Source organism: Streptococcus porcinus (genome assembly GCF_901542335.1).
Classification (GTDB): Bacteria; Bacillota; Bacilli; order Lactobacillales; family Streptococcaceae; genus Streptococcus; species Streptococcus porcinus_A.
Map to the genome: position 1 here is coordinate 1,033,120 of NZ_LR594036.1, position 16,468 is coordinate 1,049,587.

Genomic DNA, 16,468 nt, shown 5'->3' on the forward strand with positions numbered 1-16,468 from the left:
ACGGGATAATAAAATAAGACTATCCCCTTGATTGGATAGTCTTATTTTATTATTTGCGGTACATTTTAAATTGCAGATAGAGATCATTATAGACTCCCAACCAATAATTTCCTAGGTTGTCGTAAACCTCTAATTTCTTGATGGTTTCATTTGTTGGGTAAAAAGCAGGATCTTCTTTTATCTCTTTTGGTAAGATAGCTTTTGCCTTGGTATTTGGAGTAGCATAGCCGATATATTCTGCATTTTGAGCAGCGTTCTTAGGCTCATTGATAAAATTTAAAAAGGCATAGGCTTCTTTTTCATGTTTCATCGTTTTTGGTAAGACCAAATTATCAAACCAGAGGTTTGAACCTTCTGTAGGAACAACATAGTGCAAATGCTTATTATTAGCAAGCATCTCACTTGCTTCGCCTGAGAAAGTGACTCCGATAGCAGCATCTCCTTGAATCATATAACCTTTCATTTCATCGGCAACAATGGCTTTGATATTTGGCGTTAATGATTGAAGTCGTTTTTCTGCTGCTTTTAATTGGTCCATATTTTTAGAGTTGACGCTATTGCCAAATGTGGTCAAACCTATTCCCAGCATCTCTCTTGCCCCATCAATCAACATGATTTTATCTTTGTATTCAGGACGCCATAAATCCTCCCAATGCTTGGGAGCATGTCTTACTTGTTGGTCATTGTACACAATACCAACCGTTCCCCAGAAATAGGGAATTGAGTAATCATTTTTAGGATCAAAACTTTTCCCTAAGAACTCCTTACCTATCGCATCCATCCCTTTTAATTTACTTTTATCCAATTTGACTAAAAGCTTTTCTTTAATCATTTTGTCTATGGTGTAATCACTTGGCACAGCAATATCATAGGTTGTTCCACCTTGTTTTATTTTGGTGTACATGGCTTCGTTGGAATCAAAGGTTTCGTACTGCACTTGAATACCAGTTTCCTTTGTAAATTTTTTCAGCAAAGCAGGATCAATATAATCACCCCAGTTGTAAATGACTAATTTATCTGCTTGATTAGCAGACCCTGTTTTTTTCTGAATAGCAAAAGAAAGACCAGCTAGGACAACAATAATGGCCAATATCCCAGCAATAAAAGAATACAATTTACGCATGCTTGTCCTCCTTATCGAGTGAGATATAATAATAGCCCATTACCAAAAGTATTGAGACAAAAAAGACAATCGTTGAGAGGGCATTAATGTCAAGTGAGATACCTCGCCGAGCGCGTGAATAAATCTCTACAGAAAGCGTAGTAAAACCATTACCTGTTAAAAAGAAAGTAACTGCAAAATCATCCAATGAATACGTAAAAGCCATAAAGTATCCAGCAATAATACCAGGTGTTAAGAAAGGCAACATAACTTCTTTCATCATCTGAAATTGACTAGCTCCCAAATCATAGGCTGCATTAATCATATCTTGATTCATTTCCTTAAGTCGTGGTAAGACCATCAAAACGACAATTGGAATTGAGAAGGCAATGTGACTTAAGAGGACTGAAAAAGCACCTAATTGGAACTTCAAAGTTGTAAAAAGTATCAAAAATGATGCACCAATCATAACATCTGGTGAAACCATGAGAACATTATTGGCAGATAGGAGCGAATTCTGGAATCTTTTTTTAGCATGATGAATGAATATAGCACCAAAAGTACCGATGAAGGTTGCAATCAAGGCACTTGAAAATGCTAAGACAAAAGTCTGCAAGAGAATTGACATCAGTCGACTATCAGCAAAAAGCGTCCGATAATGTTCCAATGTTACCCCAGTAAATCCATTCATATCCCCTCCTTTATTAAAAGAATAAAAAATGAGATATAAAATCGGAATATAGAGAAGTACAAAAGTGAATGTTAAATAAATTGGAACAAATTTTTTCATTGGCTTTTCTCCTTTGTTATCCACATAATGACAAGCATGGTAAAAATGAGAACCACACCAATAGTAGAACCCATTCCCCAATTTTGCGTGGTTAGGAAGTGCTGCTCAATGGCTGTTCCAAGAGTGATGACACGGTTTCCACCAATAAGGCGTGTTAGCATGAAAAGACTCAAACTTGGAATGAAAACAGACTGTACCCCTGCACGTACACCGCTCATTGATAAGGGAAAGATGACACGAGAAAAAGTTTGAACTTCATTTGCCCCTAGATCGCGACTAGCATTTATAACATTTCCATCTATATCATCTAAAGCATTAAAAATTGGTAATATCATAAAAGGAAGTTCAATATATGAAGCTACAAAAATAAAAGAAAAATCTGTAAATAGGATTTGCTTAGGGCCGATTCCAACAAAAGTTAAAAAGGCATTAATCCCACCTTGCTGACCAAAAATCCCCATAAAGGCATAAGCTTTTAACAAAAGATTAACCCAAGTCGGTAAAATAATTAACATTAACCATAATTGCCGATGCTTAAGCTTAGTTAAGCAGTAGGCTGCTGGATAAGATAACAAAAGAGTGACTATCGTAATAATTCCTGCATAAACAATGGAATTAAAAACCATACGTAGATAAGTCCAGGAACTGAAAAAAATCTGATAGTTAGCCAGAGTAAGATGACCTTGGATATCGAAAAAAGATTTGTAAAATAAGAGAGCAACTGGTGCTAGAACAAAAAGAAAAATCCAAAGAAAATAGGGAATCGAGTAAAACTTAGAGGTTTTCTTCATTACGTTCCTCCTCGATTGCGTTAATCAGTCCCTCCTCCTGCTCATCGGTATCAACATATTCTTCAATACGCGCATCAAATTCTTCTTCTGTCTCATTTAAACGCATGATATGAATATCTTCTGGAGTAAAGGACAATCCAATAATTTCGCCCTCAATGGCTTTGCGAGTAGAATGAATCATCCACTCATTACCAAGCTCATCATAAGCAATAATTTCGTAATGAACACCACGGAATAACTGAGTGTCAACCTTAACTTGGAGCTTACCTTCTTCAGGTAGAGTAATCTGCAGGTCTTCTGGACGAATCACTACTTCTACTGGTTCATTTGGACGCATACCACCATCAACCGATTCAAAGGTTTTCCCATTGAAGGACACTAAATAATCCTCAATCATAGTTCCGTTAATGATGTTAGATTCTCCAATAAAGTTTGCAACAAAATGATTAATCGGCTCGTCGTAAATATCAACAGGCGTCCCTGACTGAACAATTTCACCATCATTCATGACGAAAATCCAATCACTCATAGCTAATGCTTCTTCTTGATCATGGGTGACAAATACAAAGGTAATTCCAAGCCTTTGTTGAAGTTCACGTAGTTCGTATTGCATTTCTGTGCGTAATTTCAAATCTAAAGCTGACAATGGTTCATCAAGTAAAACCACGCGAGGTTGATTAATAATTGCGCGTGCTATCGCTACACGTTGCCTTTGACCACCTGACAATTTTTGAATAGGTCTTTTTTCAAAACCCTCTAATTGAACCATTTTTAAAGTTTCTTGAACCCTTTTTGCTATTTCAACTTTAGGGACATTTTTTAATTTTAAGGCGAAAGCCACGTTATCAAAAACATTCATATGGGGAAAGAGGGCATAATTTTGGAATACAGTATGAACATCTCGTTTACTGATGGGAACATCATTAATTCGTTTCCCGTCAAGAAAAACATCACCACTGCTTGCATCAATAAGCCCCGCAATAATATTCAAAATAGTAGATTTCCCTGAACCGGATGCACCTAAAAGAGTATAAAATTTACCCTCTTCAAGTTCAAAATTAATATTTTTTAGTACCTGTGTACCATTGTCTTCAAATGTTTTAGAAACATTTTTAAATGTGATAATTGGCTTAGTCAATTGTCATAAATCCTCCATAAAATATCTGAGCAATCAGGTCAACTCTTCCCCGATAATACGTACTTCCCTTTCTAAGGTAATACCAGAGTTGGTTTTGACGGTTGCAATAACGTGAGCAATTAATTGTTCATAATCATGCGCAGTTCCTTGATCAACATTAATCATGAAACCTGCGTGTTTTTCCGAAACTTCAACCCCACCAATACGGTAACCTTTCAAGCCGGCTTCCATAATCAACTGGCCAGCAAAATGACCAATAGGACGTTTAAAGACAGACCCACAAGAAGGATACTCTAATGGTTGTTTTAGACGTCTAAGATAATTGAGACGATCCATTTCTTGGGAAATCTGTTCAAAATTCCCTGGATTTAGAGCAAATTTAGCAGAAATAACAATATCGCCACTAGTTTGGACAGCAGATATCCGATAGCCAAAAGCCATCTCTCTCGCTGTTACTGTTTTAATTTCACCCTCTGGCGTTAAGACTTTAGCCGAAAGAAAGATGTTAGCTATTTCACCACCGTAGGCACCAGCATTCATAAAAATAGCACCGCCAATGCTTCCTGGTATACCACAAGCAAACTCAAAGCCAGTTAAGCTATGATATTTAGCGACCTTGGTTGTCTCTATCAGATTAGCCCCTGCTTCTGCTTCAATAGTATAGCCATCAACCGTTATTAAATTAAGTTTATCAAACATAATCACAAAGCCACGAATACCACCGTCTCGAACAATTAGATTACTTGCATTGCCAAGAACCAACCAAGGAATCTTATGCTGATTTGCATACTTAACAACCCGTGTTAATTCAATACGATTACGAGGGAAAACCAAGTAATCAGCAGGACCACCAACTTTGGTATAAGTATATTTTTTTAAAGGTTCATTAATCCGGATATCAATTCCGGCAAGTTCTTCAATCATTATTCTCTACTTTCCGAATCATTTCGTTTTACATTAAAAAATCGGCACAGAGCCGATTCCATTATATCAAAATTTGTTAAAAATAACGATAATTAATAAGAGATATTATGATACTTTTACCACGCTTTTAATATCATTCTTTGGTAATCTAGAAAGATAGCCTGATAAATAGCCAGTTTCTCCATTAAGTTTTAACTCAGGATTAATTTCCAAAAGCGGAATAAGCACAAAGGCTCGTTGCGTCATAAATGGGTGAGGAATCGTTAGGTCCTTAGTCTTATATACTAACTCTCCAAAAAGTAGAATATCAATATCTATAGTACGTGGTCCCCATTTCTCATGACGAACTCTTCCAAGTTTCTTTTCAATTGTATGAATATGATTTAAAAAAGTGATAGGTTCTAAATCAGTCTCAAAACAAGCAGCTAAGTTTAAAAAATTATCTTGGTCCGTTTTACCCCAAGCTACTGTTTCATAAATAGCAGAGATTTTAGCTAAGTGTGTTTTCGGTAACTGAGATAACTGACTAATAGCTTTCTCGAGATAAGCCTTCCGATTTCCCATATTACTGCCTAAACTAAGGTATATCTTTGTCATCTTCTTCTCTCCAAAATAATACCAACAGAATCATAATGTCCTGCAATCGGTGGATTCTCCTTTTTGATAGAAATAGTGATCCCTTCAATCATCGGAAATTCTTGAAACAAGTCGTCACAAATTGCGCCACCTAATCTTTCAATCAGCGCAAAGCGTTGGCTTTCAACAATGACTTTGACCCTTTCAAAAACATGGCCATAGTGTACAGTTTCTTCTAAGTAGTCAGTTTTTGAGGCTGATAACAAATCAACAGCCAGTTCCAAGTCAATCACAAAAATCTGCCCTAAAATCTGTTCTTCAGCTAATGCGCCATGGTAGCCATAAAAACGACAACCATTTAACCTTATCTTATCCATACCTTTCCTCACATTAACTTCTCTAATACAGTGACAATGTCTTTATTTTCAATAATATTATGGACGCGAACAATTTTACATCCCTTTGCGATAGCATAGGCTGATAAAGCAGCTGTTCCCTTGTCACGCTCCAATGCTTTGGTATTTCCCCCCAATAAAGCATCTACTACCCGTTTACGTGAAATACCAAATAAAACTGGATATCCCAGTTGGCAAACCTTATCTAAACCTTTTAACAATTCTATATTTTGTTCAATATTCTTTGCAAAACCAAAGCCTGGATCAATCCAGATATTATCCTTTGAAATGCCAGCTTGTAATGCTTGGTGTGCACGCTCTGTTAGAAAAGTGCAGACATCTGAAACAACATGCTCGTAGACCTCCTCTTTTTGGTTATGCATCAAGATAATAGGGACTTGCCATTTAGCAGCTAGTGCAAACATTTTTCCATCATAAAGTCCTGCCCAAACATCATTTAAAATATCAGCACCTGCCTCTAAGGCTGCCTGAGCTGTCTGAGTTTTATAAGTGTCAATACTTACTAAAATATTGAATCTTTCTTTAATAGCTTTAATAATTGGAACAACGCGTGCAATCTCTTCTTCAGCAGGTACAAACTTATAACCAGGCCTAGTAGATTCACCACCAACATCAATAATGGTAGCCCCCTGACTGATCATCAGCTCCACTTGTGCTATAGCCTCTTCAATACCGGTATAGGAACCACCATCAGAAAAAGAATCAGGTGTTACATTTAGAATCCCCATAATAGTAGCATTCCCAGCAATTGAAAATTTACCAATTTTCATAACCTAGATCCTCCTACTTATCTCTAATTAATTCTAAAATATACCGTTGGCTTTCGCGATTTTCTATAAATGAGCCTCTGGCCATTTTGGTAACAGTCTTACTGCCCGGTTTCTTAATCCCACGCATCGTCATACACATATGCTCCGCTTCAACCAGTACAAAAACACCCTCTGGATGTAAGGCTTCTTCTAATGCAATTGCAATTTGACTAGTCAAACGTTCTTGTAATTGGGGTCTTTTACTAGCAACCTCTACAGCACGAGCTAATTTACTCAAACCAGTTACACGGCCGCCCCTAGGGATATAAGCAACGTGTGCCTTACCATAAAAAGGCACCAGATGGTGTTCGCACATGGAGTAAAAAGGAATGTCTTTGACCAACACAATATCATCGTAAGTTTCTTCAGCAAAAACAGTTGTAAATTCATTTTTAGGATCCATCTCTAATCCCGCAAACATCTCCTGATACATTTTTACAACACGTTTTGGCGTATCTATTAATCCCTCACGCTGTGGGTCTTCTCCTAGTGCTTCTAGTAACTGATAAATGGCTTCTTCTGCCTTTTTGCTATTCATCGCAAAAATCCTCTCTGTCTTCGCCTTTTACGCTTTTTTTGAAAAATTGTCTAACTTCTGAAATAAAATATAAAGAACCTGTTATGACATAAAAATCCTTACTGGCTTTAACTTCCATCTTAGTCAACCAGTCCTCGAAGCTTTTATTTCGTGGAAGTTCCAAAGGATAATCATTAAGTTCAAATGCTCTCGGGTAATTAAAGGTTGTGACTTCTAAATCTCCAACTTCTTGAAGAAGTTCCAGCATCTGCTCAATTGGCTTAGTGTTAATGGCAGCAACTAAAATATGAATATGGCGGTCCTTGTAGTTTGTTTTTAGAACATTGACCAAAGCTTGGATACTTTCTTTGTTATGCGCACCGTCAATCATCAAATTAGGGAGTATTAATTCTGTCCGCCCCAACCAGTAGTTCTTTTCTAAACCTGCACGAATAGCGTCATCGGTAATGAGAGGAAACTTGTTTTTTAGCAATTGACACGCCTGTATAGCATGCGCCGCATTAGCCACCTGATGTTGACCTGGCATGGCTAGTTTAATCCCAGAAATGGAGCCTTGTATAGACGAAAATTGGTAAAGATTATCCAGCTTTTGCATGCTATAATCCACTCCGTACTGATAGGCCTGGCTACCGCTCTTTTGGCTTTTTTCGAGAAAAACCTGCTTCGCTTCTGCATTATCAATCGCAAATAGAACTTTTTCACCGCCTTTTATGACACCAGCTTTTTGTTCGGCAATTTGACCATAAGTCTCACCCAAAATATCTTGATGATCTAGACCAATGGAGGGACAGATGATTGCAAAGGCTTTAAAGACATTTGTCGAATCATATAGACCACCTAAACCTGCTTCAATAATAGCAATATCAACGGGATGTAGCTTGCCAAAATAATAAAACATGATAATGGTGATAATTTCAAATTCCGTAATAGGACCTAAGTCTGTTTCAATAGGGATTCTTTCTGTCAGTGGTTTAATCGCGTCGCAGCATATTACCAAATCAGTCTTACTAATCATGTGACCGTTGATGCTGATCCGTTCTCGAAAATCCATAATAAAAGGTGAGGTAAAGGTACCCGCATCATAACCAGAAGCAGTTAAAATACGCTGTAAATTATTTACCGTTGACCCTTTACCATTAGTTCCCACAACATGAATCCCAAAAATATTATTTTGGGGATTTCCTAATTTTTCCAATACCCAGAAAACGCGTTTTAAACCAGGTCTAATTCCAAATTTTGTTTGTCCGTGGATCCATTCCAGAGCTTCTTCATATAACATAATTTCCTCACTTCATAAGAGCCATCCCCCACTTTAATCAATAAGTTGAATAGAAGATTGACTCTCTTTTTCCAGACTTTCCCTAAGCTAAAACTTGCAAGCCCTTTTTGTCAATCTCTAAGGAGACCAACTCACCATTCAATTCCAAGTTTCCAAGATGTTCAAGTATGGAACTTACTTTTTCTTTCGGGCATAAGGTCATTACTGTAGGTCCAGCTCCAGACAGGTAGGTAGCATAAGCTCCTTCTATTTTTGCTGTTGCTTTAATAGAATGGAATTCTTTAACTAGTTTTTGGCGGTAAACCTCATGGAAGTGATCATTTTCTATGGCCCGTCCAGCTTTAACCATGTCTCCCTTTAAAAGCGCAGCAATAGCCAAATTTGCTACAGATGAAGCAGAGACAGCTTGTTTATAGGACAATTGATTGGGTAGTACATTTCTAGAGTCAGATGTTTTTAATTCATAATTAGGTATAAAAGCTACCAAGCCGACTTGTGGAAAAGGGGCCTGAATATAGTCTAATTGGTTATCGAGTTGTGAAGCAATGACAAATTGCCCGAAAAGAGCTGGTGCAATATTATCAGGATGGCCCTCAAATTGGTTAGCTAATTCAAACTTACGATCCATACTTAATTGTAGATCTGCTAATTGATTGGCTAATTCTATACCTGCTACAATGACTGCCGAAGATGACCCTAATCCACGCGCCAAAGGAATATCTGAACGCATAATAAGATGACGAGGCTGAACATTCGGCGCAACTCGAAGAACTGTCTGAACTAATAAATTGCGATCATCTCTTGGAACGCCATCAAGTTTATGTTCAATAAACCACTCTGTGGCTTCTTTTAATATTTCTACTTCTAAATATTTAGTAACTGCAATCCCTATGGAATCAAAACCAGGCCCGATATTGGCTGAAGTCGCTGGTACTTTAATTATCATGGTCGTCCCCCAATACTTTAAAGACATTTAGCAAGCGCCAATCCGCTTCCTGACTAATCTGCTGCTTAATGGCATCTAGCTGCAATTGATTCATCAAATGGGTCATGATTACAAGGCGAGCACAAGTGTTATCAATCTGTTGTTCTAACACTTGTTGGCAAGAAACCCCTTGACCATTAAAGATAGAGGCCAGACGAAGCAATTGACCATTTTGGTTTGGTGTCTTAATAGTAATATAATAGCGGCTAGTTCTATCAATTTTTTCTGCTAACCTAACAGGACAGCTAAAGGCGTTGAAAGGTTTACCAACAGTTCCTTCCTTTAATCGTCTGGCAATACGAATGATATCTGCCATAACTGAAGTTGCGGTTGGTTTTTGACCAGCACCTGGCCCGTAAAACATTGACTGTCCAATGCCAATAGACTCAACAAATACTGCATTCATCACATCATTGACATTAGCTAATGGATGAGTTTTAGGAATAAAAGTTGGTGATACATCAGCCCAAATACCACTAGCTTTTTCTTCCAGTCGTCCTACTAACTTAATGACATACCCTAGTTGTTGAGCGACAGCTACATCTTCAGCTGTAATCGTTGAAATTCCTTGATGGCTGACAGCTTCAAAATCCAAAGACATGCCAAAAGCAAACTGACTTAGGATAGCTACTTTATAGGCAGCATCTATACCTTCCACATCGTTTGTTGGGTCACTTTCTGCATAGCCTAAGGCTTGGGCTTTAGCTAAAGCCTCTTCATAGGTCCACCCTTCTTCAACCATTTTGGTCATCATAAAGTTTGAAGTACCATTCAAAACGCCCAACACTGCTTGTATTTTATCTGACGTGAAAGAATTAGCTAAGGTTCTTAAAATTGGAATACCTCCAGCAACTGCTGCTTCGTAATAAAAAGCAAGTGCCTTAGATTCTGCCAGTTCCCTCATTTCCTTACCATGTAAGGCAATCAGATCCTTATTAGCAGTTACCACATGCTTACCAGCTTGCAAAGCTTTTAAAATATACGTTTTAGCAGGCTCAATCCGTCCAATAAGTTCAACAACAATGGAAATATCACTGTCTGACAAAATCTCATCAATAGAAGTAACAAATTGGTAATCATAACCCATTGCATTTAGGCGCGCTTTCTCAGCATCATCTCTAATTAAGACTTTAGATATTTGGAGTTGCTCACCACTAGCACTTTTTATCTTGTCACCATTTTCTTCTAATAGAAATGGTAAGCCACTGGCAACAGTGCCAAAGCCTAATAAAGCAATTTTTAAAGACATTATCAACCTCCTAGTTCTTGTCACTTTTTACGATGATGTGATTATTAATATTTGGAATATTATACCAAATTCTAGGCTAATTTAATAGATTATGGATGAAAGTTCTCTCAAAAATATTTGCTGTTATTAAATTATTGTTGTAAAAGTGATATAATGACTATATCTAGACACAGGAGCAAATACTTATGAGACGAAAGAAATCTACCACAAAAAAAATAATAAGTCGTTTATTGGCATTACTCATCATTGCCATGCTAGGGCTATTTGGCCTAACCTATCATCAAGAGATTAAGAACTTTGCAAAAGTTTTTTTACCAGTCGCAGTTCAAAAAAACAAAGTCAAAACGAGTCGATCTCAAGACGCTATTAAAAAGAAAAAATCAACAGTTGATGACGAAAAAGCAACGTGGACCAAACAAACAGAGCAAGTCAAGATGCCAATCCTCATGTATCATGCTGTACACGTTATGGGGCCGGAGGAAACAGCAAATGCCAACTTAATTATTAACCCTAAGATTTTTGAAGAGCAAATTAAAGCTTTAAAAGAAGCAGGTTACTACTTCCTTAGTCCACAAGAAGCTTATCGTGTCCTCAGCCAAAATGAATTACCATCTTCAAAAGTCGTCTGGCTCACTTTTGACGATAGTATGGAAGATTTCTATACGACTGCTTTCCCCATCTTAAAAAAATATCAGGCTAAAGCTACCAATAACGTTATCACTGGCTTTACTGAAAATCAGCGCCCTGAAAATCTAACACTTGAGCAGATGAGAGAAATGAAACAATTTGGCATGTCATTTCAAGATCATACGGTTAATCACCCCGATCTCTCAGTGTCAGATCCACAGACACAAGAATACGAAATGAAAGCTTCAAAAAACTTTCTTGACCACAACTTAAATCAAGAAACTATAGCGATTGCCTATCCTTCCGGTCGTTATAGTGATACTACTCTTGATATTGCCAAAAGACTCCATTATAAATTAGGTGTAACTACCAATGAAGGGTTAGCTAGCGCAGCTAATGGCTTACTCTCGCTAAATAGAGTGCGAATGATGCCTAACACAAATCCCCAAGCTTTACTGACTTATATTAATACAAACTAAAAACATTTGATTAAGCAAGTGCCCTTGAACACCTACTCTAAAAAATCTCCTCCATTCAGTTTTTTGGGAGGAGATTTTTTAGATAGAAGTAAAGTTTTCCTTTTTGAGGATCGTAGTCACTTTTATCACAAAGCTTATAATATTTTAATAACCTTATTGGTCAAAGAGCAACAGAAATAAACGTTCTAAAAGTACCCTGTTAGCCTTGAAATTCTCTCTTGCACCAAGTAAATTAGAAGCAAGTATCATCCCATTTATAACGTCAGTCAACATATCGTAAGACTCTTTTTATTCCAAGATTGTTGGAACGCTAGGCATTATCGTTTTTAAATCAAGTAGAGACTGTTCTTTCAAAGATTCGAAGATGCTATTAAGTTCTGAATTCCGCTTTTTCTCAATCAAGAATTCGACGTAAAGTGGCATCAAATCATTATCATCTAAGACTTTATCTACTAACTGCTTGACCAGAAACTCCGTCTCGCGTCCAGCTTGACACTCATCAGAATGCTCTTGAATAATCTTATTTCTATAGGTCAACCCTTCCAGCATTAGGTCTTTAAAAATGTCTAATGTGTTTTTATAATAATGATAAACCCCACCCTTGGACATCGTCGTACCAGCAATGATATCTTCCATTTATATTCCTTATCTTAATATTTAGTGCAGTTAGCTACTGCCAAAGCTCAAGTGACACACTTAGATTAATCAATAGGAATGCCTATAGAAGCTGCACCTCTTCTTTTAGTGGCTAAATTAGGGCCCCTTATGAATCCCATAGCTTATCTAAAAAACTATGAATTCCACTGAATTATACGAGTAGGCTCCTTGGGCCATTCGAGTTCCAGGAAAAATCCTCAACCCAAAGTGATTGACCAATGATATGTGCATAACTGAGCATCCTTTCATCAAGACTAGTCAAAAAACAATCTACTAGCCACTTGACAAATGCTCTACTTTCATTAGTCCTTGTGAAAAACGTTGCGAGTAAAAATCTTTTCTCTATATTTTTTTACTTGGTCATCCATTCTATTAGCAACAATAAGCTCTGAAATAGCCGTAAATGTATTAAAATCATTAATAACTGAACATCCCAAAATTGTTTGTTCTCTGATTAATGGCTCAAATATAAGAATCTTTCTTCCTTTATTTTTTAATATTTCAATAATATCAATTATTGACGAATCCCTGTAATTATCTGAATCTGCTTTAGAATTAATTCTATAAATCCCAATAGTTGTCACATTTCTGGTTAAAATCATTTTTGTTATATGTCTTTTTCGCGATAAATTTGAGTTATTTATATTTGTAATTAGTGGGGCTGAAATATTTCTAAAATGATATTCTAGTTGCTTAGTATCTTTTGGAAGGCAATAACCTCCAAATCCAAATGACGGATTATTGTGTGCGTTTCCTATCCTTGAATCGTAACCCATCCCTTCAATAATTTTTTCAGAATTTAAATGATGTAATTCAGAAAAAGTATCTAATTCATTAAAAAATGCAATTTTTTGAGCTAAATAGGCATTCGAAAAAAGTTTTATGGCTTCTGCTTCAGAGGATTTTGTTAATAAGTAGGGGGGGCTTTCAGTAACTGCTATCTTCTTTAATAACTTTAAAAATAATTTAGAGTTTTCTGCTTCATTACTAACAATAATTCGAGATGGATATAGATTATCGTGAACTGTCAAACCTTCACGAAGGAACTCTGGGGAGAAGATAATATTGTTATAAAAAAACTTTTTCCTCAAATATTCAGTAAACCCAATAGGAACAGTTGACTTAATAATAATCGTCGCTTGCCTATTGAAAGTTAAAATATCTTCAATGACTGCCTCGATAGTAGAAGTATCCAAGGCATTATCTTTTAAATTAGTCGGTAACGCTAATATAATAAAAGTTGCTTCCTTATAAGCTAATTCTTTAGATGTCGTAGCTCTTATATTTTTGGCGCTACGCAATAGTTCAGTAATAGCACTTTCTTCTAAAAAAGACTGTCTGTTATTGATCAAGTCAATCTTCTTACTGTCAATATCAAATAAAGTAACATCATTTTCTTTTGAAAGTAATAAGCCTATTGATAAACCAACATATCCAACACCTACAACTGTAATTTTCATACTATCCCCCCTATCATTTGATTTTTTAGATCAGAATTACTGTTTAACATGTTTACAATTCCATATTTTTGTTAGATAAAATATAAATATCATTTTTATACCTAAAAGAAGTTATGTAAATTTTAGAATTTTCACTCAGAAACTCAGGAATTTCTGAAAAATTTTCTAAATAAAAATTCTTCTTTTCTTTATTCAAGATACCAATAAAATTTAAAGATACTAAGGAAATATTCGCAAGGTCTTGCTTTAGTTTAGATTGCCATTCTAACCTTTTTGGATAATATTCATTAAAGATAAATCCTGGTCTATAATACATCACATCATCAGCAGCATGTGTCAAAAACTCTATATTCCTTTTTCTATATAACCTAAAATCATCATTTTCTTTATAAATAAGATATCTTGAGCTATGACAATCTCCTATTGTGTTATGAAGATTTAAACTCCGGATTTCTCTATTATTAAAAATAGTAGATACAATTAAGCTGTTATTTTTGGATTCTTTACAAAGCTTTTGTGATATCAAATAGGATATATACAACATACTATAAACATTAGAATAATCAGGGGCAGGTATAATCGATAGAGAATAGTTACTATTTGGAAGCAGAGCTTTATTCTTCTCAATTTTTTTAGATTCTTTTAAAAGTAAATGATGATATGTATTGTTTTCCAAAGAACTTCTTTTATTAACTTCTTTTATTTTTTGACAATAATAACGATAGCTTTTTCCTTGTTCGATTTTACCGTCATAACTATTAAGAACATTTCCAATTTGTTTTTTTATAACATTAATACTTGCTAAATCTGATATAGAATGGTCCATTTGAAAAATAATTTTCCCACACATTCCTTGAGAAATAATGATTGGTATCGCCAATTGCCCACCTTGATTCCTAGAGTTAGGAATAGTATTTTCTCCAATTTCTTCCAGTAGTTTTTCTAAAGATATTAATTCAGCTTGATTTGAAACTCTCAAAACTGGAATCGAAAGATTTGGCTTAATGATTTCAAAATTCAGAACCCTTTCTTTGAAAGACAGTCGTGAATGCAATAAATCATTGGAAGTAATGACTTGTTGTACAACTTGTTTAACTTTTTCTACAGAACAATTTTTATACTCAAATGAGGACGTTACTATATTTCTAAAGTCATCATAATAATAAATTCTCTGAGAGTGAATTGTCTCAAACGTTGAGATGACTTCATTGTCAGCCATCAAATAATCTGTGTATAGAATCTCTAGATCTTTCTTTAAGTTATTAGTGCTACTTTTTTCCTCTTCGATAGAAGCAATGCTTTGGATTTCTTGTATTTGTTTTTTACTTAGATTTTTCAGTTCTTGGATTAATGAAAAAAGTTCTTTCCCATACACATTATCCATTGAAACGGAAACGCCATAACTAGCTTCAAAATCCATAATAAATGTGAATAATGTAAGTGAATCTCCACCATTCTCAAAAAAGTCTTGAGAAAGATCAATAGCTTTTACACTAACTTTCAAAGTATCAGCAAGTAATTTCAAAATTTCTTTGCTTTCATTATCTAAATCACAATGCTCACTTCCATCGACTACTTTATTTTTTTGTCTATCATTATATAGTTTTATTAAAGCAGTCTTGCTTATTTTTCTACTACTAGTAAAAGGAAATTGATCTACTTTAATAAATGAATTCGGCATCAGGTACTTCGGCATATTTTTCAAACAGAAATTTTTCAGTTTGCTTGATTCTATCGCCCCCTTATAAAAGGCAAGGATTTTTTTATCTAGCTGTAATACGGTAACTTGAGAAACGTTCTTATTTTGCTCAATATTTTTTTCAATTTCTCCTAATTCTATACGAATCCCATTTTTTTGAATTTGATTATCTTTTCTTCCCACGTAGTAAAATTTTCTCTTCTTGCGAAAGACAATATCACCAGTTGCATAATACAGTTTCCCATTAATTGTAGTAAATGCTTCTTTCGTAAGTTCTGGTAGCGTATAACCTTTTGCTACTCCTGCTCCTCCAATATAAAGTTCACCATGATTTTCCTTTTTATCCTCTTTAATAATCCACTCCACTCCATCTAATGGAAGTCCAATCGGGATATTCTCACCTTCATTCTCAGAAAGCTTATATGCCGTGGCATATATTGTTGTTTCTGTAGGACCATAGGCATTAATTAAAGTAAAAGTTAATCCATTATTTTTCCAAATATGGTAAATCAGAGGATTAAATTTCTCTCCAGCGATAACCACGTAATCAAGACTTGCATTTAATTTTTTTAAGTTAGTTAGACTTAATTTTTCGATAAATGCTAGGAAGGCTGTTGGTGAAAAAGCAATATGACTTATGCTGTTTCGAACAATAATATCATCTAGCTTTTTATAGTTAGATCGGACTTTTAAATCAAGACAATAGACACTACCTCCACCAATAATCCAACCTAACATTTCTGTAATAGAAACATCAAAGGTATATGGAGTCGAAAATAAAAAACTAGAGTCTTCTGTAACGGGGGTAAGCATTCCTAAATTTTTGAGAATATAATCTAAATTTGATATGGAAACCACTACACCTTTTGGAGCTCCTGTAGTCCCTGAAGTATGTAAAATATAAGCCTCGCGAGACTTCAAGTACACAAATGGATTGAGCTCTTTAACC

At 35.6% G+C, this 16,468-nt stretch carries 16 protein-coding genes; 1 reads left to right on the top strand and 15 read right to left on the bottom strand.

Annotated features, from left to right (window positions below; all coding sequences use genetic code 11):
* Positions 1-49 precede the first annotated feature (49 nt).
* The 12 genes from FGK96_RS04900 to FGK96_RS04955 form a co-directional block, all read right to left on the bottom strand.
* Entirely contained in the window at positions 50-1,123 is a 1,074-nt protein-coding gene (locus FGK96_RS04900; protein WP_138081896.1) for an ABC transporter substrate-binding protein, read from the bottom strand.
* A complete protein-coding gene (locus FGK96_RS04905; RefSeq protein ID WP_138081898.1) occupies positions 1,116-1,892 on the bottom strand; it encodes an ABC transporter permease in 777 nt (258 codons plus the stop codon). Before FGK96_RS04905 ends, FGK96_RS04900 begins: the two co-directional genes overlap by 8 nt.
* Complete coding sequence (locus FGK96_RS04910) at positions 1,889-2,683, bottom strand: ABC transporter permease (protein WP_138081900.1); 795 nt, start codon at positions 2,681-2,683, stop codon at positions 1,889-1,891. Before FGK96_RS04910 ends, FGK96_RS04905 begins: the two co-directional genes overlap by 4 nt.
* A complete protein-coding gene (locus FGK96_RS04915) occupies positions 2,667-3,821 on the bottom strand; it encodes an ABC transporter ATP-binding protein (protein WP_138081902.1) in 1,155 nt (384 codons plus the stop codon). Before FGK96_RS04915 ends, FGK96_RS04910 begins: the two co-directional genes overlap by 17 nt.
* A gap of 33 nt (positions 3,822-3,854) precedes the next feature.
* Entirely contained in the window at positions 3,855-4,745 is an 891-nt protein-coding gene (murB, locus tag FGK96_RS04920) for a UDP-N-acetylmuramate dehydrogenase (RefSeq protein WP_138081904.1), read from the bottom strand.
* Between the two features lie 105 nt (positions 4,746-4,850).
* Positions 4,851-5,342: a 2-amino-4-hydroxy-6-hydroxymethyldihydropteridine diphosphokinase gene (gene folK / locus FGK96_RS04925; protein ID WP_138081906.1), complete on the bottom strand. Its 492-nt coding sequence runs from the start codon at positions 5,340-5,342 to the stop codon at positions 4,851-4,853.
* The gene (gene folB / locus FGK96_RS04930; RefSeq protein WP_138081908.1) at positions 5,339-5,698 is read right to left on the bottom strand and encodes a dihydroneopterin aldolase; all 360 of its coding nucleotides are present in this window, start codon (positions 5,696-5,698) and stop codon (positions 5,339-5,341) included. The genes folK and folB overlap by 4 nt, the downstream gene beginning before the upstream one ends.
* Positions 5,699-5,706: 8 nt before the next feature.
* The gene (gene folP, locus FGK96_RS04935) at positions 5,707-6,507 is read right to left on the bottom strand and encodes a dihydropteroate synthase (protein WP_138081910.1); all 801 of its coding nucleotides are present in this window, start codon (positions 6,505-6,507) and stop codon (positions 5,707-5,709) included.
* A 13-nt stretch (positions 6,508-6,520) separates the two neighbouring features.
* Entirely contained in the window at positions 6,521-7,084 is a 564-nt protein-coding gene (gene folE, locus FGK96_RS04940) for a GTP cyclohydrolase I FolE (RefSeq protein ID WP_138081912.1), read from the bottom strand.
* A complete protein-coding gene (locus FGK96_RS04945) occupies positions 7,077-8,363 on the bottom strand; it encodes a bifunctional folylpolyglutamate synthase/dihydrofolate synthase (RefSeq protein WP_138081914.1) in 1,287 nt (428 codons plus the stop codon). The genes folE and FGK96_RS04945 overlap by 8 nt, the downstream gene beginning before the upstream one ends.
* Before the next feature lie 82 nt (positions 8,364-8,445).
* Entirely contained in the window at positions 8,446-9,309 is an 864-nt protein-coding gene (gene thrB / locus FGK96_RS04950; protein WP_138081916.1) for a homoserine kinase, read from the bottom strand.
* Entirely contained in the window at positions 9,299-10,597 is a 1,299-nt protein-coding gene (locus tag FGK96_RS04955; RefSeq protein ID WP_138081918.1) for a homoserine dehydrogenase, read from the bottom strand. Before FGK96_RS04955 ends, thrB begins: the two co-directional genes overlap by 11 nt.
* A gap of 185 nt (positions 10,598-10,782) precedes the next feature.
* Between FGK96_RS04955 and FGK96_RS04960 the strand changes: the two genes are divergently transcribed.
* A complete protein-coding gene (locus FGK96_RS04960; protein WP_138081920.1) occupies positions 10,783-11,703 on the top strand; it encodes a polysaccharide deacetylase family protein in 921 nt (306 codons plus the stop codon).
* A 288-nt stretch (positions 11,704-11,991) separates the two neighbouring features.
* Here FGK96_RS04960 and FGK96_RS04965 read toward each other — a convergent pair whose 3' ends face one another.
* From FGK96_RS04965 to FGK96_RS04975, 3 genes are all read right to left on the bottom strand, one after another.
* The gene (locus FGK96_RS04965) at positions 11,992-12,339 is read right to left on the bottom strand and encodes a hypothetical protein (protein WP_232045796.1); all 348 of its coding nucleotides are present in this window, start codon (positions 12,337-12,339) and stop codon (positions 11,992-11,994) included.
* 323 nt (positions 12,340-12,662) lie between these two features.
* Positions 12,663-13,820, bottom strand: coding sequence for a nucleotide sugar dehydrogenase (locus FGK96_RS04970; protein WP_138081922.1), 1,158 nt, complete (start codon positions 13,818-13,820; stop codon positions 12,663-12,665).
* A 52-nt stretch (positions 13,821-13,872) separates the two neighbouring features.
* Complete coding sequence (locus FGK96_RS04975; protein ID WP_232045797.1) at positions 13,873-16,446, bottom strand: non-ribosomal peptide synthetase; 2,574 nt, start codon at positions 16,444-16,446, stop codon at positions 13,873-13,875.
* Positions 16,447-16,468: the final 22 nt, after the last annotated feature.

Bases quoted from the DNA above. Each gene is read 5' to 3' on its own strand.
- FGK96_RS04965 (WP_232045796.1), bottom strand. From the start codon at position 12,339: ATGGAAGATATCATTGCTGGTACGACGATGTCCAAGGGTGGGGTTTAT.
- murB (WP_138081904.1), bottom strand. From the start codon at position 4,745: ATGATTGAAGAACTTGCCGGAATTGATATCCGGATTAATGAACCTTTA.
- FGK96_RS04955 (WP_138081918.1), bottom strand. From the start codon at position 10,597: ATGTCTTTAAAAATTGCTTTATTAGGCTTTGGCACTGTTGCCAGTGGC.
- FGK96_RS04960 (WP_138081920.1), top strand. From the start codon at position 10,783: ATGAGACGAAAGAAATCTACCACAAAAAAAATAATAAGTCGTTTATTG.
- FGK96_RS04910 (WP_138081900.1), bottom strand. From the start codon at position 2,683: ATGAAGAAAACCTCTAAGTTTTACTCGATTCCCTATTTTCTTTGGATT.
- folP (WP_138081910.1), bottom strand. From the start codon at position 6,507: ATGAAAATTGGTAAATTTTCAATTGCTGGGAATGCTACTATTATGGGG.
- thrB (WP_138081916.1), bottom strand. From the start codon at position 9,309: ATGATAATTAAAGTACCAGCGACTTCAGCCAATATCGGGCCTGGTTTT.
- FGK96_RS04970 (WP_138081922.1), bottom strand. From the start codon at position 13,820: ATGAAAATTACAGTTGTAGGTGTTGGATATGTTGGTTTATCAATAGGC.
- FGK96_RS04905 (WP_138081898.1), bottom strand. From the start codon at position 1,892: ATGAAAAAATTTGTTCCAATTTATTTAACATTCACTTTTGTACTTCTC.
- folK (WP_138081906.1), bottom strand. From the start codon at position 5,342: ATGACAAAGATATACCTTAGTTTAGGCAGTAATATGGGAAATCGGAAG.
- folB (WP_138081908.1), bottom strand. From the start codon at position 5,698: ATGGATAAGATAAGGTTAAATGGTTGTCGTTTTTATGGCTACCATGGC.
- folE (WP_138081912.1), bottom strand. From the start codon at position 7,084: ATGAATAGCAAAAAGGCAGAAGAAGCCATTTATCAGTTACTAGAAGCA.
- FGK96_RS04945 (WP_138081914.1), bottom strand. From the start codon at position 8,363: ATGTTATATGAAGAAGCTCTGGAATGGATCCACGGACAAACAAAATTT.
- FGK96_RS04900 (WP_138081896.1), bottom strand. From the start codon at position 1,123: ATGCGTAAATTGTATTCTTTTATTGCTGGGATATTGGCCATTATTGTT.